This is a genomic window from Rhodoligotrophos defluvii (genome assembly GCF_005281615.1).
GTDB lineage: Bacteria > Pseudomonadota > Alphaproteobacteria > Rhizobiales > Im1 > Rhodoligotrophos > Rhodoligotrophos defluvii.
Genome location: NZ_SZZM01000003.1, coordinates 347397 through 366458 on the forward strand (window position 1 = coordinate 347397; position 19062 = coordinate 366458).

16 protein-coding genes are annotated in these 19062 nt (G+C 64.9%); 6 read left to right on the plus strand and 10 right to left on the minus strand.

Annotated features, from left to right (window positions below; all coding sequences use genetic code 11):
- The first annotated feature begins 49 nt into the window (after nt 1–49).
- Nucleotides 50–1774 (plus strand): catalase, encoded by a 1725-nt coding sequence (locus tag E4P09_RS15955; protein ID WP_137390594.1) that lies wholly within the window; start codon nt 50–52, stop codon nt 1772–1774.
- A gap of 32 nt (nt 1775–1806) precedes the next feature.
- Here E4P09_RS15955 and E4P09_RS15960 read toward each other — a convergent pair whose 3' ends face one another.
- Nucleotides 1807–2283 carry a GNAT family N-acetyltransferase gene (locus E4P09_RS15960; protein ID WP_137390595.1) on the minus strand — a complete coding sequence of 159 codons (477 nt, stop codon included), beginning with the start codon at nt 2281–2283 and terminating at the stop codon, nt 1807–1809.
- A gap of 211 nt (nt 2284–2494) precedes the next feature.
- On the opposite strand from E4P09_RS15960, the gene E4P09_RS15965 reads away from it, so the two are divergent.
- From E4P09_RS15965 to E4P09_RS15975, 3 genes are all read left to right on the plus strand, one after another.
- Nucleotides 2495–2719: a DUF3606 domain-containing protein gene (locus E4P09_RS15965; protein ID WP_137390596.1), complete on the plus strand. Its 225-nt coding sequence runs from the start codon at nt 2495–2497 to the stop codon at nt 2717–2719.
- A gap of 113 nt (nt 2720–2832) precedes the next feature.
- The gene (locus tag E4P09_RS15970; RefSeq protein ID WP_137390597.1) at nt 2833–3219 is read left to right on the plus strand and encodes a hypothetical protein; all 387 of its coding nucleotides are present in this window, start codon (nt 2833–2835) and stop codon (nt 3217–3219) included.
- Nucleotides 3220–3274: 55 nt separating this feature from the next.
- Nucleotides 3275–4654, plus strand: coding sequence for a PepSY-associated TM helix domain-containing protein (locus E4P09_RS15975; protein ID WP_137390598.1), 1380 nt, complete (start codon nt 3275–3277; stop codon nt 4652–4654).
- 51 nt (nt 4655–4705) lie between these two features.
- Here the strand turns inward: E4P09_RS15975 and parE are convergent, their stop codons facing one another.
- The 5 genes from parE to E4P09_RS16000 all read right to left on the minus strand — a co-directional run bounded on the left by parE (nt 4706) and on the right by E4P09_RS16000 (nt 9168).
- Nucleotides 4706–6847, minus strand: a complete 2142-nt coding sequence (gene parE, locus E4P09_RS15980) for a DNA topoisomerase IV subunit B (RefSeq protein ID WP_137390599.1) — start codon at nt 6845–6847, stop codon at nt 4706–4708.
- 40 nt (nt 6848–6887) lie between these two features.
- Nucleotides 6888–7367 carry a DUF2155 domain-containing protein gene (locus E4P09_RS15985; RefSeq protein WP_137390821.1) on the minus strand — a complete coding sequence of 160 codons (480 nt, stop codon included), beginning with the start codon at nt 7365–7367 and terminating at the stop codon, nt 6888–6890.
- Nucleotides 7367–8131, minus strand: a complete 765-nt coding sequence (locus E4P09_RS15990; RefSeq protein ID WP_137390600.1) for a class I SAM-dependent methyltransferase — start codon at nt 8129–8131, stop codon at nt 7367–7369. Before E4P09_RS15990 ends, E4P09_RS15985 begins: the two co-directional genes overlap by 1 nt.
- A complete protein-coding gene (gene mlaD, locus E4P09_RS15995; RefSeq protein WP_137390601.1) occupies nt 8128–8673 on the minus strand; it encodes an outer membrane lipid asymmetry maintenance protein MlaD in 546 nt (181 codons plus the stop codon). Before mlaD ends, E4P09_RS15990 begins: the two co-directional genes overlap by 4 nt.
- A 105-nt stretch (nt 8674–8778) precedes the next feature.
- Nucleotides 8779–9168: an NADH:ubiquinone oxidoreductase subunit NDUFA12 gene (locus E4P09_RS16000; RefSeq protein ID WP_137390602.1), complete on the minus strand. Its 390-nt coding sequence runs from the start codon at nt 9166–9168 to the stop codon at nt 8779–8781.
- A 563-nt stretch (nt 9169–9731) separates the two neighbouring features.
- Between E4P09_RS16000 and E4P09_RS16005 the strand changes: the two genes are divergently transcribed.
- Entirely contained in the window at nt 9732–13454 is a 3723-nt protein-coding gene (locus E4P09_RS16005) for a vitamin B12-dependent ribonucleotide reductase (RefSeq protein WP_137390603.1), read from the plus strand.
- Between the two features lie 49 nt (nt 13455–13503).
- Here the strand turns inward: E4P09_RS16005 and E4P09_RS16010 are convergent, their stop codons facing one another.
- The 4 genes from E4P09_RS16010 to speD all read right to left on the minus strand — a co-directional run bounded on the left by E4P09_RS16010 (nt 13504) and on the right by speD (nt 16561).
- On the minus strand, nt 13504–14172 hold the full coding sequence (locus E4P09_RS16010) for a hypothetical protein (RefSeq protein ID WP_137390604.1): 669 nt from the start codon (nt 14170–14172) through the stop codon (nt 13504–13506).
- 19 nt (nt 14173–14191) lie between these two features.
- Nucleotides 14192–14758 (minus strand): L,D-transpeptidase family protein, encoded by a 567-nt coding sequence (locus E4P09_RS16015; protein WP_170984463.1) that lies wholly within the window; start codon nt 14756–14758, stop codon nt 14192–14194.
- Between the two features lie 377 nt (nt 14759–15135).
- Nucleotides 15136–16035 carry a polyamine aminopropyltransferase gene (speE, locus tag E4P09_RS16020; protein WP_137390605.1) on the minus strand — a complete coding sequence of 300 codons (900 nt, stop codon included), beginning with the start codon at nt 16033–16035 and terminating at the stop codon, nt 15136–15138.
- Between the two features lie 139 nt (nt 16036–16174).
- Nucleotides 16175–16561, minus strand: coding sequence for an adenosylmethionine decarboxylase (gene speD, locus E4P09_RS16025; RefSeq protein WP_338049007.1), 387 nt, complete (start codon nt 16559–16561; stop codon nt 16175–16177).
- Nucleotides 16562–16908: 347 nt separating this feature from the next.
- Here speD and E4P09_RS16030 point away from each other — a divergent pair, with 347 nt between their 5' ends.
- Nucleotides 16909–18903 (plus strand): ABC-F family ATP-binding cassette domain-containing protein, encoded by a 1995-nt coding sequence (locus E4P09_RS16030; RefSeq protein WP_137390607.1) that lies wholly within the window; start codon nt 16909–16911, stop codon nt 18901–18903.
- Nucleotides 18904–19062 lie beyond the last annotated feature (159 nt).

Genomic DNA, 19062 nt, shown 5'->3' on the forward strand with positions numbered 1-19062 from the left:
CTCGTGAGATCATCGCTGGATCAGCGGGCCACAGATATGGGAGAGAGCCATGGCCACCAATCCGACCGGACCAGGCAGCAAGCGCCCTCCGGAGAGCGCCGAACGCGTGCTCACCGACCGGCAAGGTCATCCGATCACCGACAACCAGTCGCAGCGGACCGTGGGAAGCCGCGGGCCGGCCACGCTGGAGAACTATCATTTCCTGGAGAAGATCACCCATTTCGACCGCGAAAGGATCCCAGAGCGGGTGGTGCATGCGCGTGGCTTTGTCTGCTATGGCGAGTTCGAGGCGACCGGCAAGATCGGCGATGAGCCGGCCTCCAAATACACCCGCGCCAAGCTGTTCCAGGAACCCGGCAAGAAAACGCCGCTCGCCATCCGCTTCTCCACGGTGATCGGGGGCCGCGATTCCTCGGAAGTCGCCCGCGATCCTCGGGGCTTTGCGGTGAAGTTCTATACGGAGGACGGCAATTGGGATCTGGTCGGCAACAATCTCGCGGTGTTCTTCATCCGCGACGCCATTAAGTTCCCAGACGTCATCCACTCGCTCAAGCCCGACCCGGTCACCTTCCGCCAGGAGCCGAACCGGATCTTCGACTTCATGAGCCAGACGCCGGAATCCATGCACATGCTGACCCACCTGTTCAGCCCGCGCGGCATTCCGGCGAGCTACCGGCACATGGAGGGGTTCGGGGTCAACACCTACAAGATGGTGAATGCCCAAGGCGACACCGTGCTGGTCAAGTATCACTGGCATCCGCGCTGCGGCATCGCCAGCCTGACCGCCGAGGAAGCCGCCAAGGTGCAGGCTCAGGATCTGGGCTCGGCCTCCAAGGACCTCTATGAGGCGATCGAGCGGGGCGAGTATCCGCAGTGGGATCTCTATATCCAGATCATGGAGGACCATGACCATCCCGAACTCGACTGGGACCCGCTGGATGACACCAAGATCTGGCCGGAGAAGGACTTCCCGCTGCGCCATGCGGGCGTGATGACGCTCAACCGCAATGTGGAGGACTTCTTCAACGAGAACGAGCAGATCGCCATGGGCACCGGCGTGCTGGTGGACGGGCTCGACTTCTCCGACGACAAGATGCTGGTGGGCCGCACCTTCTCCTATTCCGACACGCAGCGGTACCGGGTGGGCCCGAACTACCTGCAACTGCCGGTGAATCAGGCCAAGAACGCGCGCGTGGCGACCAACCAGTCGGGCGGCCAGATGTCCTATCACCGCGATCTCGCCCCCGGGCAGAACCCCCATGTGAACTATGAGCCCTCGCTCCATAACGGGCTCATGGAATCGCAGCGTGAAGCGCCCAACAACCCGCCGGAGATCCGGGGGCGGCTCACCCGCAGCGTCATCGAGCGGCGCAACGATTACGTGCAGGCGCGTGGCCGCTATTGCACGATGATGGACTGGGAGCGGGATGATCTCGTGCTGAACATGGCCACCAATCTCAAGCAGTGCGAGCGCGACGTACAGGAACGCATGCTGTGGCACCTGCTGCTGATCCACGACGATTACGGCAACCGGGTCGGCCAGATGATCGGCATGAGCGCGGACGACGTGCGCCACCTGCCGCCGCTGCCGAAGCAGGTGCTGACGGACGAAGATCAGCGCCGGCTGCAGAACCTGGGCCGCAACGGCGACAAGATCGACCCGACCGTGTGGGGCCAGTGGACCAGCTCGGTGAAGAACCACAGGGCCACGGCCGAGGAGGTGCTGGGCGGCATGAGGGGCAGCTCCGCAATGCGCGAACAGGCCGCCGAATAGGCGGCGTGCCTCCAAGACATGGCTGGCGAGGCTCAGGCCTCGCCGGCGGCAAGGGGCTTTTCGAAGAACAGGCTCAGCGCGATGGCTTTCGCCGGCATGGCGGCATAGGGGCCGAACGGGCGGCACGGGCGGAAGCCGGCCCGCTCGTAGAAGCGGATCGCTTCTGGCTGATGGACGCCGGTCTCCAGCCGCAGCAGCCTCTCGCCGCGCGCACACGCCTCCTCTTCGAGATGCGTGAGGATGGACCTGGCATAGCCGCGGCCCCGCGCCGAGGGTCGCGAATAGAGGCGCTTGAGTTCGGCATAGCCGTCATAGAAGCCGACGCCGCCGCAGGCGACCGGCTCACCTCCGGCATAGGCGAGAAAAAAGGCGATATTCGGCTGAAAGAGCTCGGCCAGGGAGACGGCGTGTCGCTGGTCCGGCGCATAGAACCGCTGCAGATGCGCATCAAGTTCCGCGAGCAATGCGCGCACATCGTCATCCGGAGCGATGGTGTGCCTGATGGCCACGACTCGCCTGTTCCTCCTCCGTCTGTCCGCAACAGCATACCAAGCAGGACCGCCGCCGCAACCCGATGGGTATTCCGGAACCAAGATGGACTGACGTCATTGCTCTGCATGACGGGCGTTCGGCCGCCATCAGTGCTGCACATATGCTCCCATGCCGTTGACGACCGGAGCCCGTCGCCATTTGCGCGACAGGTCAACCTGAGGAGTTCCCATGGAGGACCACAGGCCCAGGCGAGGCCCCCGCGATCTCAGCGGGGTCACGGACCACCAGCCCTACGAGGTCAGGGACCTTGCGGAACGATTCGGACTGCCCCTGGAACAGGTGCGGCAACTCGTGGACACGCTGGGCGATGATCCGCGACGGCTGGAGGAGGCCGCGCGGAAGCTCAAGATCGAGGCGGAAGAGGGCCAAGCCAACCGCCCGCGGTCCGTCTAACGACCGTTCGGGACCGCGCTGAGCCGTCGCTATGCTGCACGCCCAGCGCAAGCTGTCGCAGTGACACCGTGGGCGGACTGCGCCATCAACGTCTCATGCAACGCTTGCGGGGGATGTTGAACCGTCGAGGGTTGGGTGGCCCGCTGAAGGTCGCCCTCGCCTACCTGCTGCTCGTCCAGAGCATCGTTGCGGCCTTGGGCCTCGGCCAGTTGGTCCACGCGCGCCAGGACGCCGGGGGTATTTGCGCGGTAGCCGCTGCGGGCGCGCCGCAGCAGGGACCGGCCGAACAGAGCCCGGTTACCGACGCCACCTGCATTCTTCATTGCAAGCTGGCCGGCTTCGTCCAGCCGGTATTGGCGCCATCCCTGCAGATCCTGGCACAGCTTACACCGGAACCCGACCGAGGCGCCGTGCGGCCGAGGTCGGATCCAGGCCCCGCAGGCATGATCGGCGGACCTCCGGATGCACGCGGCCCGCCCAGGTTTCTCCACCTGACGTGATCCATCCGCCCGCGCCGTGGCCGGGCGTCCCTCATCATGCTTGTGGAGAAAGCTCATGCCGCACGATCCTGCGGATGACGCGCTGCGCCCGGCCTCGGCGTCGCGCGCGGCCGACCTCTATCGCGCCGTCTGGCGCTGGCATTTCTACGGCGGCCTGCTAGTGCTGCCCTTCCTCATCACCCTCGCCGTCACCGGTGCGCTCTATCTGTTCCGTGACGAGATCGATGCCATCGTGCATGCAGAGTTGAAGCAGGTGGCGGTGCCGCAACCCGGCCCCAACGCGGAACAGCCCTTGGCGCCCTCGATGCTGGTCGAGGCGGCACTGGCCGCCTATCCCGGGCAGGCGGCCAAGTTCACCGATCCAGCCAGACGGGACGCTTCGGCCGAGGTTACGGTCTCGACCAGCAGCGGCGAGAAGCTGGCCGTCTATGTCGATCCTTATGACGGCAGGGTACTCGGCAGCCTGCCCGATCGCGGCACGGTCATGTGGACCATCCGCCACCTGCACAGCCTGCGCTATTTCGGCCCGGTCGCCCGGGCGCTGATCGAGATTGCCGCGGGATGGTCGCTCCTGCTGGTTGGCACCGGTCTCTATCTCTGGTGGCCACGCCAAAACCAGAGTGGCCTCGCCATCCGGGGCCGGCCACGGCACCGCCTGTTCTGGCGCGATGTCCATGCGGTTGTCGGCTTGTTCGTCGGCGGCTTCATTGTGTTCCTGGCGGTGACCGGCATGCCGTGGTCGGGCGTATGGGGGGCCAAGGTCAACGAATGGGCCAATGGCAGCAATTTCGGCTATCCCGCCGGCCTGCGGGTGGACGTGCCTATGTCGGGTGAGCACCTGCATGAGCATGGGTCCACGAGCTGGTCGCTCGAGCAGGCCCGAATGCCGGTGTCGGCCCCCGAGGGCGCGTCAGCCGCCCCTATCGGCCTTGATGCGGCGGTGGCCGTTTTCGAGCGGCTCGGCCTTCATCCCGGCTATGCAGTAAGCCTGCCGACCACGCCGAGCGGGGTCTATACGGCCTCAGTCTATCCCGACGATCTCAGCCGGCAGCGGGTGGTGCATCTCGATCAATATACGGGCAAGCCGCTGCTCGATATGAGCTATGCGGATTACGGCCCGCTCGGCAAGGCGCTGGAGTGGGGGATCAATGTCCATATGGGCCAGGAATTCGGACTGGCCAATCAGATGGTCCTGCTCGCCGCCTGCCTGGCCATGATCGCGCTTTCCCTCTCCGCCGCCGTCATGTGGTGGAAGCGGCGGCCGAGCGGACGCCTCGGTGTTCCGCCAATGCCGGCGGACCCGCGGGTGCTGCGCGGGCTGCTGGCGCTTCTGGCGCTCGGCGGCCTGCTGTTTCCGCTGGTCGGGCTGTCGCTGGTGGTGATCGCGGGACTGGACTGGCTGCTCCGCCGCTCACGTCAACAGCGGTTCGCTTGAGGCGCGGCATCGGGAGGGCCTTGCTCGCGGCCCTCCTCCGTCTTCCGGCGCTCAGACGTCCAACTCCTCCTCGTCCACGAATTCCGCGTGCTCGGTGATGAAGCGGAAGCGCTCCTCCGGCTTGTTGCCCATGAGCTGCTCGACGATCTGCCGGGTCTCGCCTTCCTCGTCCTCCACCAGCCGCACCTGGAGCAGGGTGCGGTTCTTGGGATCCATGGTGGTTTCCTTGAGCTGGGCCGGCATCATCTCGCCCAGGCCCTTGAAGCGCGAGACCTCGACTTTGCCGCGGCCCTTGAACTCGGTGGCGATGAGCGCGTCCTTATGCGCATCGTCGCGGGCGTAAATGGTCTTGGCGCCCTGTGCGATGCGATAGAGCGGCGGCACCGCGAGATAGAGGTGGCCGTTCTCGATCAGCCGCGGCATTTCGCGATAGAAGAAGGTGATGAGCAGCGAGGCGATATGCGCGCCATCCACGTCCGCGTCGGTCATGATGATGACCTTGTCGTAGCGCAGGTCATCATCCCGGTAGCGGCTGCCGGTGCCGCAGCCCAGCGCCTGCACCAAGTCCGAGAGCTGCTGATTTTGCGCGAGCTTGTCGCGGGTGGCGGAGGCAACGTTCAGGATCTTGCCCCGCAAGGGCAGCACGGCCTGAGTGCGCCGGTCGCGGGCCTGTTTGGCGGAGCCGCCGGCCGAATCCCCTTCGACGATGAACAGCTCCGCGCCCTGCGCGGCATTCTGCTGGCAATCGGCGAGCTTGCCGGGCAGGCGTAGCTTGCGCACCGCCGTCTTGCGCTGCACCTCGCGCTCCTGGCGGCGGCGCATGCGCTCCTCGGCGCGGTCCACCACCCAGTCGAGCAGCCGGTTGGCCTGGGCGGGATGGCCGGTCAGCCAGTGATCGAAATGATCCTTCAGCGTCTGGTCGACGATGCGGCCGGCCTCGATGGAGGCGAGCTTCTCCTTCGTCTGTCCCTGGAACTCCGGCTCGCGAATGAACACCGACAGGAGCACGCCGGCAGAGGCCAGCACGTCTTCCGACATGATGTCCTTGGCGCGCCGGTTGCCGGTGAGCTCGGCATAGGCCTTGAGCGACCGGGTGAGCGCCGACTTCATGCCGTTCTCGTGGGTGCCGCCCTCGCTGGTAGGCACCGTGTTGCAATAGGAGCTGACGAAGCCGTCGCCGGCGAACCAGCCGATGGCCCATTCCACCGAGCCATGGCCCTCGGGCTTCGTCACCTTGCCGGCGAAGATCTCGTCGGTCACCCTTTCGCGGCCCTCGAGCTGCGCTTCCAGGAAATCCTTGAGGCCGCCGGGAAAGCGCAGCACGGCCTTCTGCGGCGTCTCGTCATTGGGGCCGATATGAACATCCGCGCAGGACCAGCGCACCTCGACCCCGCCGAACAGATAGGCCTTCGCGCGGGCCATGCGGAACAGGCGAGCGGGCTTGAAGCGGACGTCCCTGCCGAAGATCTCCGGGTCCGGGTGGAAGCGCACGCGGGTGCCCCGGCGGTTGGCGGTTCGGCCCACCTGCTCCAGCGGACCCAAGGGCGTGCCGCGGGCATAGGCCTGCCGATACAGCATCTGGCCACGCGCCACCTCGACCTCGAGCCGGTCCGACAGCGCATTCACCACGGAGACGCCCACCCCGTGCAGGCCACCGGAGGTCGCATAGACCTTGCTGTCGAACTTGCCGCCCGCATGAAGGGTGGTGAGAATGATCTCCAGCGCCGACTTGTCCGGGAACTTGGGATGGGGGTCGACCGGGATGCCGCGGCCGTTGTCGTTGACGGTGAGGAAGCCGTCCGCGTCGTAATCCACCTCGATGAAGGTGGCGTGCCCGGCGATCGCCTCGTCCATGGCGTTGTCGATCACCTCGGCGAAGAGGTGATGCAGCGCCTTCTCGTCGGTGCCGCCGATATACATGCCGGGCCGGCGCCGCACCGGCTCCAGGCCTTCGAGCACCTCGATATCGGCAGCCGTATAGGTAGGCTCGACGGCCGGAACGCTCGACGGGGCAGCCTTGGCCGCACCAGCCGCTTTGGCCGCGGCCGTGCCTTTGGCCGGCGCTCCAGACGAGGGCGGCGGCACCGGCACCAGTGTCACCTTGGGGCTGATCGGCTTCTCCGCCCGCTTGCGGGCGCGATTTTCCTGGAGATGGGCGTCGAGCCGCCCGAACAGGTCATCAATTTCAGACATGCCTGACGGTGTCCTGATCCTTGCTCGATGCTGATTCGCCCTAATCAGTATCCTTGGGAATTTCGTCCGGCGCCATCTCGGGCGTGGTCGTGCCGCCGTCCGGCGCCGCCTCCGGCGCCTTGCTGGGGTCGGTGCACCCGGTGAGCCAGACATCGAACACCGGATGCTCCAAGGCGTTGAGCCCGGGGCTTTCCGCGAACATCCAGCCCGAGAAGATCCGCTTCTTGGAGCCATCCTCCTCCAGCTCATCGATCTCGACGAAAGTGGAGGTCTTGGGCTCCTCGGTGGGAGGCCTGGAATAGCAGACCCGCGGCGTGACCTCGATCTGGCCGAAGCGCTTGGTGCTGTTGATGGGCACATGGAAGGAGGTAATGGTCGCGGTGATCTTATCAAGCCCCGAAAACACGGCGACCGGATTGGCGATCGCCTCCGCACGTGCCGCCGGAGATGAGCCAAGCACGGCGCCGAGGCCGAAAACGGCAGCCAAGACACGGGTTGAGCTGAAGCGCAGGCTAGGCATCACCGAAGCTTGGCCTCGACTCTGATGCGCATGTAGTCGGCGGTCCAATTGCCTGCGCGATCACGCAGTGTGGGCGCCAGCAGGTCCTCCACTTCCGCGACAACCGACTCGGCCTCTGATCCGAACTGCTCGAAGAACGGCTTGCGGAACACCACGAGCCAGCTGGCCATGCCGGTCTTGAGCGGCGTGGGCCGCGCGAACAACCCGATCCGCTTGACGTCGAAGCCGTGCGCGTCGAGCATCGCGCCATATTCCTCCGGGGTGGGAAAGAACCAAGGACCGGCTAGCGTCTCGTCCCCGCCGCGCCGGCGGGCAACGGCCCGCATGGCGGTGATGATCGCAGCCACATTGGTATGGCCCCCAAATTCGGCGACAAAGCGTCCGCCGGGCTTCAGCGCCCGCGCTATTCCATCGAGAACCCTTTCGGGCCGGGTCATCCAGTGCAGGGCGGCGTTCGAGAACACCGCGTCGAACGCGCTGACGAAGGTCAGCCCCTCGCCGTCCATGACCCGCGCGTCGACCCCGCGGGCGCGGGCAGCCGCCACCATCTCGGGACTCGAGTCCACGCCCACCACGTCGGCGCCAGCGGCTTTCAAGGCCGCTGTCAGCACCCCGTCGCCGCAGCCGAGATCGAGAATGCGCTCGCCCGGCTGCGCTGCAAGCCATTCGAGTACCGCCCCGGCGAGGTCGGCCACGAAGCGGCCGTGAGCCGCATAGGTGTCGGGCGCCCATGTCTGGGTGCGGGCCGGGGCTTCTGCCGTCATTGCTCCGCCCCGGATTGCGTGCCTTCCCCTGCGCCAGCCCCCGGGGCGGGTTGCGGTGCCGGCTCCGGTGTCGCACCGCTTGCGGGCGCGCTGGACTTCGACCCGCTGCCGGAACTGGCGAAGGAGCTCACGATGCTCCACAGATCGAGCGCCGACTGGGTGTACTGGAACTGGTCTCCCTCCTTCATCGCCGCCTCCGAGCCCCCCGGCTCGATGGCCACGTAGCTCGCGCCCAGCAGCCCTTCCGAGGTGATCTTGGCGGTCGAGTCCTCGGGGATCTTCACGCCGTTGTCGATGGCGAGCGTAAGAACCGCTTCATAGACGTCGTCGAGAGCCTGGCTGGTGACGCTGCCCACCTTGACCCCGGAAATGCGGACGTCCGATCCGGTGCTGACGCCGCCGAGGTTGTTGAATGAGGCCTTCACGTGATAGGCGCCGGATATCCCGCCGACGCCAGTCGTCGTATAGACGAAGAAAAGGAAAGCAGCCGCGACCGCGATGACGATCGCGCCGGTAACGGTTTCCACGACGTTCTGCTTCATGGGGGAAAACCTCGATCCTTACTTTAGGCCCTGCACGACGCTTATCGACGTAAGCTCATGAGCGCGAAAGGTCCGGGCGGCAGCGGCGATCACCCCGCCTTACCGTCACTCCGGCGTCCATGGCTCATAGTCTGGCCGTGCCACCACGCGAGGTTCGGGATTCGCGAGGCTGCCATGGGGCAGATAGCGCGGCGCTACCCCTGTCATATTGGGCATATAAGGCTTCTCCCAGGGGTGCGGCTGATAATTCTCCTGGCTCGGGGGTATGTCCACCCGATGGGCAAGCCAGCCATGCCAGCCCGGGGGCACCATGGAGGCTTCGACCACACCGCTATAGACCACCCACCGGCGCTCGCCGTTGCGCTGCCGGTAGTATTTGTTGCCGAACTGGTCCTCGCCCACGAATTCCCCCTGGCGCGCGATCAGCAGCCTCGTGCCCAAGGTCTGGCTGTGCCACCAGGTGAAGAATTGCAGCAGAAATGACTTAACGCCCATGATGCGTCTGGCTCCGGGGTCCCCGCGAGCGGCGTTGGCCGTAGCGTCTCGAGCTGTGCCACGGGCCGTGCCGCGTCCATGTCAGGACCGTCTTATGACGCAACAGGCGTGATCCGTCCACTGCGACCTGGCCGTGGGGGCGCCGGAGCCTTGCCGGGCATGCGCTTCGCCGCAGAATCGCCCTGCCGACAACCTGGAGGAAAAGCTGTTAACAAACCGTTAATGGTGCCAGATATGGTGTGGACAGGCTACCTGCACACAATCTGTTGTCTTTTTGCAGTTATGTTCAGTTGACGCCTGATCTGCGCATTGGCATCATCGGGAGACTTCGAGAGAGTCGCCTTTGCCCGTTGCGGCATGTGCGGCGGAGGGGCACGCAGGAGCTTTTCGGGGCAGATTCGGCAGGTTGTCGGCAGCCGGAGTTTGGGCTGCGACGCATGTTTTTTGTCCTGAATCACGCCTACTGCTTCGGTTAACCCTGGCCCCCTCCGCCGGGATAACACAGTCGAACAGGAGGCGCTCCTCGATCCGTGATTGTCTTTGTACCATTGGGGAGCTGACCGATGCGCATCGAGCGCCGATACACTGTCGCCGGAACGACGCCTTTTGACGGACTGACGTTCCGGCGCGCCACGAGCGAGATCCGCAATCCCGACGGATCGACCGTGTTCAAGCTCGAGAACATCGAGGTTCCCGCGTTCTGGAGCCAGGTGGCCTGCGACATTCTCGCCCAGAAATACTTCCGCAAGGCCGGTGTGCCTGCGCGCCTGAAGCGTGTGGAGGAAGAGACCGTCCCGTCATGGCTGTGGCGCTCGGTTCCGGATGAAGCGGCGCTCGCCGCGCTGCCGGAGAAGGAGCGCTATACGACCGAAACCTCCGTCAAGCAGGTCTGCCACCGGTTGGCCGGCACCTGGACCTATTGGGGCTGGAAGGGCGGCTATTTCGACGGGGAGGAGGATGCGCGCGCCTTCTATGACGAGCTGTGCTTCATGCTCGTCACCCAGAAATGCGCGCCCAACAGCCCGCAATGGTTCAATACGGGCCTGCACTGGGCCTATGGGATCGACGGCCCGTCGCAGGGCCACTTCTACGTGGACCCGGCCACCGGCAAGCTCACGAAGTCGAAATCGGCCTATGAGCACCCGCAGCCCCATGCCTGCTTCATCCAGTCGGTCGAGGACGACCTGGTGAATGAAGGCGGCATCATGGACCTGTGGGTGCGCGAGGCGCGCCTGTTCAAATATGGCTCCGGCACCGGCTCCAATTTCTCGCGCATCCGCGGCGAGAACGAGCCCTTGTCCGGCGGCGGCAAGTCATCGGGCCTGATGAGCTTCCTCAAGATCGGCGACCGGGCCGCGGGGGCGATCAAGTCAGGCGGCACCACCCGGCGCGCCGCGAAGATGGTGGTGGTCGACATCGATCACCCCGACATCGAGGACTATATCGACTGGAAGGTGAAGGAGGAGCAGAAGGTCGCCGCGCTGGTTGCGGGCTCGCGCACGGTCAAGCAGCACCTCACGGCGGTGCTCAAGGCCTGCCTCAACTGCGAGGGCTCCGGCGATGACTGCTTCGATGTCGCCAAGAACCCGGCGCTGAAGCGCGCGGTCAAGGCGGCGCGGCGGGCCCACGTGCCGGAAGCTTATGTCCGTCGGGTCATCGAGAGAGCGCGCCAGGGCGAGGACAAGGTCGATTTCGACACCTATGACACCGACTGGGATTCGGAGGCCTATCGCACGGTTTCCGGCCAGAACTCGAACAACTCGGTACGGGTGACGGATGAGTTTCTCGATGCCGTCCTGAAGGGTGGAGACTGGCCGCTCTACTGGCGCACGAAGCAGGGCGTCGCCAAGACGGTCAAGGCCCGCCATCTCTGGGACAAGATCGCCTACGCGGCCTGGGCCTGCGCCGATCCCGGCATCCAGTTCCACACCACCATCAACGACTGGCACACCTGCCCAGAGAGCGGCCCCATCCGCGCGTCCAACCCGTGCTCGGAATACATGTTCCTCGACGATACGGCGTGCAATCTGGCGTCGCTCAACCTGCTGCAGTTCCGCAACCGCGAGACGGGCGCGTTCGAGGTGGAGCTGTTCGAGCATGCCACCCGGCTCTGGACCATCGTTCTGGAGATCTCGGTGCTTATGGCCCAGTTCCCGTCGCGGGAGATCGCCAGGCTCTCCTACGAGTACCGCACCCTGGGCTTAGGCTTCGCCAATATCGGCGGGCTGCTCATGACCTCGGGCATCGCCTATGATTCTGATGAGGCGCGCGCACTGTGCGGGGCGATCAGCGCCGTCATGACGGGAGTTGCCTACGCCACGTCGGCCGAAATGGCCGCCGAGCTCGGCGCGTTCCCCGGCTTTGCCAAGAACCGGGACGCCATGCTCCGGGTGATGCGCAATCACCGCACTGCCGCTTACGGCCGGCACCAGGGCTATGAGGCCTTGAGCATCGCGCCGGTGCCGCTCGACCAGGAATCCTGCCGCGACACGGCATTGATCGCTCATGCCAAGGCGGCCTGGGACCGGGCGGTCGAGCTGGGCGAGCGCTTTGGCTATCGCAACGCCCAGGCCACGGTGATCGCGCCGACCGGCACCATCGGCCTCGTGATGGACTGCGACACCACCGGCATCGAGCCCGATTTTGCCCTGGTGAAGTTCAAGAAGCTGGCTGGCGGCGGCTATTTCAAGATCATCAACCAGGCGGTGCCGGAGGCGCTGCGCTCCCTGGGCTACAGGCCCGAGCAGATCAAGGACATGGTCGACTACGCAGTGGGGCACGGCACGCTCAAGGGCGCGCCCGGCATCAATCACGAGACGCTCAAGGCCAAGGGCTTCACCGACGCGGTGATCGAGAAGATCGAGCAGAGTCTCACCACCGCCTTCGACATCAAGTTCGCCTTCAACAAGTGGAGCCTGGGCGAGGCGTTCTGCCGCGAGGTGCTGAACCTCTCGGACGAGCAGCTCGCCGACATGAATTTCGACATGCTCGCAGCGCTCGGCTTCTCCAGGAAGGAGATCGAGTCGGCCAACACTTTCTGCTGCGGGGCCATGACCCTCGAGGGCGCCCCGCATCTTCTGCCCGAGCACCTGCCGGTGTTCGATTGCGCCAACCCTTGCGGCCGCATCGGCAAGCGCTGCCTCTCGGTCGAGAGCCACATCCGCATGATGGCGGCCGCCCAGCCCTTCATCTCCGGCGCCATTTCCAAGACCATCAACATGCCGCACGAGGCAACCGTCGAGGACGCCAAGGAGGCTTACATGCTCTCCTGGCGGCTGGCCCTGAAGGCCAATGCGCTTTACCGCGACGGCTCCAAGCTGTCGCAGCCGCTCTCCTCGCAGCTGATCGCCGATGACGAGGACGAGCTGGACGACTTCCTGGAGCAGCCGCAGGCACAGCGGGTGGAACGGGTGGTCGAGCGCATCGTCGAGAAAGTCATCGAGGTGCAGAAGCGGCAGAAGCTGCCGCATCGCCGCAAGGGTTACACCCAGAAGGCGCTGGTGGGCGGCCACAAGGTGTATCTGCGCACCGGCGAATACGAAGACGGCCGGCTGGGTGAGATCTTCATCGACATGCACAAGGAGGGCGCGGCCTTTCGGGCGATGATGAACAACTTCGCCATCGCCGTGTCCCTGGGCCTGCAATACGGCGTGCCGCTGGAGGAATATGTGGAGGCCTTCACCTTCACCCGCTTCGAGCCGGCCGGCCTGGTGCAGGGCAATGAGGCGATCAAGAACGCCACCTCCATCCTCGACTATGTGTTCCGCGAGCTTGCGGTATCCTATCTCGGCCGCAACGATCTCGCCCATGTGGATCCGGCCGACATCGGCTTCGATGCCTTGGGCAAGGGCGACGTCGAAGGCAAGGCGCCCGATGGGGAGGATGAGCTGCACGGACCGCGTGTGCCGGCCGCCCTGCCCGCCGCCAAATATCTGTCGACCGGCTATATCCGGCAGAAGGTCTCCGGCAACGTGGTGGTGATGGCCAAGAACGCGATGGCTTCCTCCGCATCGGCGACAGCTCTGCAGCACCAGCTGGAGCAGGCTTATGCAAGCGGTCCATCAGCGATCGGCACGCTCGCTTACGAGGCCCGCACGGAAGCCACCTTGCACGGCTTTGCCGACAGCGCGGCGCAGCCAATCGTGGATGATCTCTCGCGGCGGGCGGAAGCGCGCATGAAGGGCTATGAGGGCGAGGCCTGCGGCGAATGCGGCAACTTCACCATGGTGCGCAATGGCACCTGCCTCAAATGCGACACCTGCGGCTCGACCAGCGGCTGCAGTTGATCGGGACGAGATGATGGGAAAGGCCCGGGCACTGCTCGGGCCTTTTTGCTTAACTGGCCGAGGCTTTCGCCCTACCCCACCGCACCCCGGCCTCCAGGAGCAGGTACAGCACGAGGCTGTTGAGGATGTGCCACATATAATGCACGCCGATCGGCAGGATCGGGCAGATCGCCTGGTCGATAGTACGGAAGGTGAGCGAGATCAGGAACACGCCCCCTGCCCCGGCGAACCAGTGACCGGCTGGATGGTCACGGTGGATCAGCAGAGCGCCGACGCCGGCCATGGCGAAGAACGCCGGCAGATAGCTGCCGGAGCCGTTCATGAAACCGCGCGGCAGGCTTTCGCCGAAAATCCACGATGCGCCGAAGAACAGGGCCGTGGTGAGCAATGCGGCCGGCCAGTCGAGCCCCAGGAACCGTCGCATCGCGAACAGGAAGAACATGTAGATGAACAGCGTGATCGGCACCACGTCGGCCAGCATCGCCCAGCGGGTGCCGACGAGATGGAAGGCAGTCGAGCCCGCGCCGATCACCGCCACCAGGATAATGAGCAGCCAGAGAAAGCCGTCATTGCGCGCGTTCACGCCTTGCCAGGCGTGGCGAGCGGCCAGGACTGCGGCAATGAAGAAGGCGAGGTTCGAGAGCACGTTGAGCGGCTCGGCCCATAACCCGGGCGCGAGCCGCTCGCAGTAGAGATCGACCGGCGCGAACCAGTCCATTCAGGTCAACGGATCGCCGTCAATGATAGACATAGACCCGGGCACCGACCCTGACCCGGTCATACAGGTCGATGACGTCGTTGTTCATCAGGCGGATGCAGCCCGAGGACATGGCCCGCCCGATGCTGCGCGGATCATTGGTGCCGTGGATGCGGTAGAGGGTCGATCCGATATAGATCGCCCGCGCGCCGAGCGGGTTGCCTGGGCCGCCGGCCATGGTCACCGGCAGGCCGGGCTGGCGCTTGCGCATCTCCGGGGGCGGAGTCCAGCGCGGCCATTCCGCTTTGCGCGAGACCCTGTGCACGCCGGACCACTGGAAGCCCTCGCGCCCGACCCCGACCGCATAGCGCATGGCTTTGCCGCCCGGCATCACGTAGTAGAGCGCCCGCTCGCTCGTATCGATCACGATCGATCCGGGCTTCTTGTTGGTCCTGTAGGCGACGATCCGTCGGGTGGTGCTGGTCGAACGGCTGGCCACACGCTGCCGCGCTTCCGGCCGGGTGACGCCGCCCTGAAACAGCTGGCTTAATGTGACATATCCATCATTGAGCTGCCGGGCTTCCGCCTGAGGAGGAAGTGCCGCCATGCCCAAAATCATAATTGAAAGCGTCGCGCCACTGAGCGATATGCGATTCATGGCTACCCCATCTTGCCCCGGCGACGCCCCCCGGAATGAGACCGCAAGTCCCACCGTTCGGCAGTTGCGCCGCCTTGCTGATGAATTTTGGACGCCCCACCAAATCGATCCTATAGCAAGGCCTATCCACACAGGATGACATCCAATAGGAAAATTGAAAACAGTTCCTTTATACAGCTCAAGGATGCGGAAGGGTGACCGCACCGCTTTTGTTTTTATGGCAAAGGAAACTTTGACCGGCACTGTTGCATGGTTGCAGCCGGATACGGTGGCCTACCCTCGAGCCAGGTGGCTTATTATGTGCTGATCGGCCGTTTGAGCCTTGCTCAGCGGCGGCGTCCCCGCGCAACGATATCGCCAATGAACTTTGGCAAGGCGAATGCGGCGTGGTGCAGCTCCGGCGTGTAATAGCGGGTCTCGATCCCGGCATCGGCAAACCGGCGCGCGATCACCGCAGGCTCCACCTTGCGAAGGCCGGGATCGTCGCTTCCCCAGCCCAGCGCCATGAAGCCGCCGGTATAGGTGGGCACGGCCGCGAGGAAGCACGTGGCGTCCGCGAAGAGGGCGGAGAAGAAGCGGATGGTCTGCTCGAGCTCGGCGGCCTGGAAGAAGGGGACGCCGTTCTGGGTGACCACCACGCCGCCCGGCCGCAGGATGCGCCGGCAATCGCGATAGAAGCCTTCCGTGAACAGAACCTCGCCGGGGCCGATGGGATCGGTCGAATCAACCACGATCAGGTCGTAGATGCGATCCGTGTCGGCGACGAAATCGCGCCCATCCTGGATCACGAGCTCGAAGCGCGGATCATCGAACGCCCCCCGGCTCACCTCCGGCAGGTGCGCCTTGGAAAAATCCACCACCCCTGCATCGATCTCGACGAGGGTCAGCCGCTGCACACCGCGGTGCTTCAGGGCTTCCGCCGCGACCCCGCCGTCGCCGCCACCGATCACCAGAACCTCGCGGACATCCCCGTGGGCCAGGATCGGCACATGGGTCAGCATCTCGTGATAGATGAACTCGTCCGACGTGGTGAGCTGGGTCACGCCGTCCAGCATCATCACCTTGCCGAAGCGACCGCCGTCGAAGATCACCAGATGCTGATGGTCGATTCGCGCATCGAACAGCACCTTGCGGCAGCGATAGGAGCTCCTCAGGTCCGCGTGAAGGGTTTCCGTGTACCACGTTTCCGTCTGGTCAGCCGGGCGTGCGGTCTTGTTGGAAGACATGGGCCGAAACTCCCTTGCTGTTCATGATGCCGCCCCGGGTATAGGCAGGCCGGTGAAGCACGGCAAGTCCGTTCGCCAAAATGAAAAAGGCTGCGCCTGTTACGCAGCCTCCCATGCCCGATGCGGGGCAGTTTCGCGCTCAGGCCCCTTCGCCGCGCAGGATTTCCGTCACGTTGAGCTGCCGCGGCTTGAACGCGGCGCGCAGAACCTCGACACAGCGCTCCGGCTCGGAATCGCCGCACATGAACACATCCAGCGCCGCATAGGCCCGCTCCGGCCACGTGTGGATTGAAATGTGGCTTTCGGCGAGCACCGCCACCCCGCTCACGCCGCTATTCGGCGTGAAATGGTGCAGGTGCATGTGCAGCAAGGTCGCTCCGGCCTCGGACACGCACTTGCGCAGCGTCTCATCAATCAGATCGATATCGTCGATGCCTTCAGCACCCAAAAGATCGATAATGAGATGCGTGCCGGCGCAATCCACGCCGTTCTTGCTGATAAAATGGTCCTTGCGGTCGTCGCGCACGGTCTGGGCCGAAGCCCGGGCCGCGACGTGACGGCGGTCGGACAAGTCTTCCTTTTGGGCGGTGCTTGGAGCCTCCAAGTCCATCCCCACTTGGAAGAGGGTATCATGAGTCATAGGGCCCTCCCCAACCAGCAGATGAAACCCAGGGGATCTGGATCGTGCCGGGCATATACCGTTCCACACTGTCAATATCAAGACCAGGTGGCTCAATCGCCACGATTTATTTCCGTTGACAGCTTCCTCCGGCAACGGAGTTGCCCGAGCCGGGTTCCGCTGGCGCGACAGTATGCGCGAGGCGAGGTGAACGGCATCTTGACCACGGGCCGCGATGGCCTAAGAGAGCGGCCATGCTGCATATCAACGGCCTCACCTACCGCATCAACGGACGGCTCCTTCTGGAGAATGCGACCGCAGCCATTCCGGCAGGCCACAAGGTCGGCCTGATCGGCCGCAATGGCACGGGCAAGTCCACCCTTCTCAAGCTGCTGACCGGCGCGCTGCAGCCCGAAACAGGCGCAGTGAGCGTGCCGCGCGACGTGCGTATCGGCGAAGTGGCACAGGAGGCGCCGGGCGGCCCGGAGAGCCTCATTTCGGTGGTTCTGGCGGCGGATGCAGAGCGCGCCGCGTTGCTGGCTGAGGCCGAGCATGCGACGGATCCAGCGCGCATCGCCGAGATCCAGCTGCGGCTCGCCGACATCGATGCCCATGCGGCGCCGGCGCGAGCCGCCACGATTCTCGCCGGGCTGGGTTTTCCCGAAGAGGACCAGCAGCGACCCTGCTCGGATTTCTCGGGCGGCTGGCGCATGCGCGTGGCCCTTGCCGCGGTACTGTTCTCCCGGCCCGATATCCTGCTGCTGGACGAGCCGACCAATTATCTCGACCTCGAAGGCACCTTGTGGCTGCAGAACTTCCTCAAGACCTATCCAGCCACCGTGGTGATCGTCAGCCACGACCGCGACCTGCTCAATGCGATTCCCAACCACATCCTGCTGCTCGAGGGCCGCAGACTGACGCTCTATACCGGGAATTACGACCGGTTCGAGCGCATGCGCCAGGAGGAGCAGGCGCGCCAGCTCAAGCTCAAGAAACGGCAGGACGAGGAGCGCCGGCGCATCCAGGCTTTCGTGGACCGGTTCCGCTACAAGGCGTCGAAGGCGCGCCAGGCGCAGAGCCGGCTCAAGATGCTGGAGCGCATGGACCCGGTGGCGGCGGTCATCGAGCAGCATGTCACCCCGTTTCACTTCCCGCCCATCGCAAAGCCGCTGGATCCGCCGCTGATCCGGATCGAGCACGGCGTGGTCGGCTATGAACCGGGAAAGCCGGTGCTGCGCGGCCTCGACTTGCGCATCGATCCGGACGATCGCATCGCCCTGCTCGGCGCGAACGGCAACGGCAAGTCGACCTTTGTCAAGCTTATTGCCGGCAAGCTGAAGCTGGATGCCGGCGAGATGCGCTATCACAATCGGATGAGCGTCGGCTATTTCGCACAGCATCAGGTCGAGGCGCTGGACCTCGAGGCAACCCCTTACGATTACATGCTGAAGCTGATGCCCGAAGCGACAGTGGCCCAGCGGCGCGCGCGGCTGGGTTCGTTTGGCTTCGGTGCGGAGCTCGCCGACAATCGCATCGGCACGCTTTCGGGCGGCGAGAAGGCGCGGCTTACCCTCATGCTGGCCACGTTCCATCGGCCGCAGATCCTGCTGCTCGACGAGCCGACCAACCATCTCGACATCGACAGCCGGGCAGCGCTCGCCAATGCCCTCAATGAATATGAGGGCGCCGTCATCCTGATCAGCCATGATCGCCACCTGATCGAGGCCTGCGCCGACCGGCTGTGGCTGGTGGCGAATGGGACGGTGAGGCCGTTTGACGGCGACCTCGACGACTATACCCGGCTGGTGCTGGAGAGCGCCCGCGAGCGGGCGCGTGCCGCACGGCTGGAGAAGCAGCAGCAGTCCCAGGGGGATGAGGCCGCCCCCTCAGTACGTGAGTCTGGAGCGGCGGAGAGCCGTTCCGAGCCGGTGCAGACCACTCCGGCGGCAGAGGCGCAGGTCACGGCCCAGGAGCGGCGGCGGATGGCGGCCCAGCTCAGACACCAGCTCAGCCCCTATCGGCGGCGCATCGAAGCCGCCGAGAAGCGGGTCGATCTGCTGCAGAAGCGCATCGCTGCGGTCGAGGCCGATCTCGCGAACCCAAAGCTCTATGCCCAGGACAGCGTTGCCGCCAACCGCCTGGTGCTCGATCGTGCAGGGCTGCTCAAGCAGCTGAAGCAGGCCGAAGCGGAGTGGCTGGACGCCTCTGCCGCGCTCGAAGAGGCAGAAGCCCTGCTGCGGTCGAGCTGACAACGCCGCAGATTTCATCCGAAGCTGGTTTGCGGATTTCTTGCAACAGTTGGAGAGAATAGCCGCCCCCACGGAGGGTGCGATCCGTCCGGCCGCCAAAATTAATCCGTTGGCAACTAAATGACAAATAAATTTAACCTGTTAGATCAGAAGTTTTCT

Bases quoted from the DNA above. Each gene is read 5' to 3' on its own strand.
- E4P09_RS15955 (WP_137390594.1), top strand. From the start codon at position 50: ATGGCCACCAATCCGACCGGACCAGGCAGCAAGCGCCCTCCGGAGAGC.
- E4P09_RS15965 (WP_137390596.1), top strand. From the start codon at position 2,495: ATGGAGGACCACAGGCCCAGGCGAGGCCCCCGCGATCTCAGCGGGGTC.
- E4P09_RS15970 (WP_137390597.1), top strand. From the start codon at position 2,833: ATGTTGAACCGTCGAGGGTTGGGTGGCCCGCTGAAGGTCGCCCTCGCC.
- E4P09_RS15975 (WP_137390598.1), top strand. From the start codon at position 3,275: ATGCCGCACGATCCTGCGGATGACGCGCTGCGCCCGGCCTCGGCGTCG.
- parE (WP_137390599.1), bottom strand. From the start codon at position 6,847: ATGTCTGAAATTGATGACCTGTTCGGGCGGCTCGACGCCCATCTCCAG.
- E4P09_RS15985 (WP_137390821.1), bottom strand. From the start codon at position 7,367: ATGCCTAGCCTGCGCTTCAGCTCAACCCGTGTCTTGGCTGCCGTTTTC.
- E4P09_RS15990 (WP_137390600.1), bottom strand. From the start codon at position 8,131: ATGACGGCAGAAGCCCCGGCCCGCACCCAGACATGGGCGCCCGACACC.
- mlaD (WP_137390601.1), bottom strand. From the start codon at position 8,673: ATGAAGCAGAACGTCGTGGAAACCGTTACCGGCGCGATCGTCATCGCG.
- E4P09_RS16000 (WP_137390602.1), bottom strand. From the start codon at position 9,168: ATGGGCGTTAAGTCATTTCTGCTGCAATTCTTCACCTGGTGGCACAGC.
- E4P09_RS16005 (WP_137390603.1), top strand. From the start codon at position 9,732: ATGCGCATCGAGCGCCGATACACTGTCGCCGGAACGACGCCTTTTGAC.
- E4P09_RS16010 (WP_137390604.1), bottom strand. From the start codon at position 14,172: ATGGACTGGTTCGCGCCGGTCGATCTCTACTGCGAGCGGCTCGCGCCC.
- E4P09_RS16015 (WP_170984463.1), bottom strand. From the start codon at position 14,758: ATGGCGGCACTTCCTCCTCAGGCGGAAGCCCGGCAGCTCAATGATGGA.
- speE (WP_137390605.1), bottom strand. From the start codon at position 16,035: ATGTCTTCCAACAAGACCGCACGCCCGGCTGACCAGACGGAAACGTGG.
- E4P09_RS16030 (WP_137390607.1), top strand. From the start codon at position 16,909: ATGCTGCATATCAACGGCCTCACCTACCGCATCAACGGACGGCTCCTT.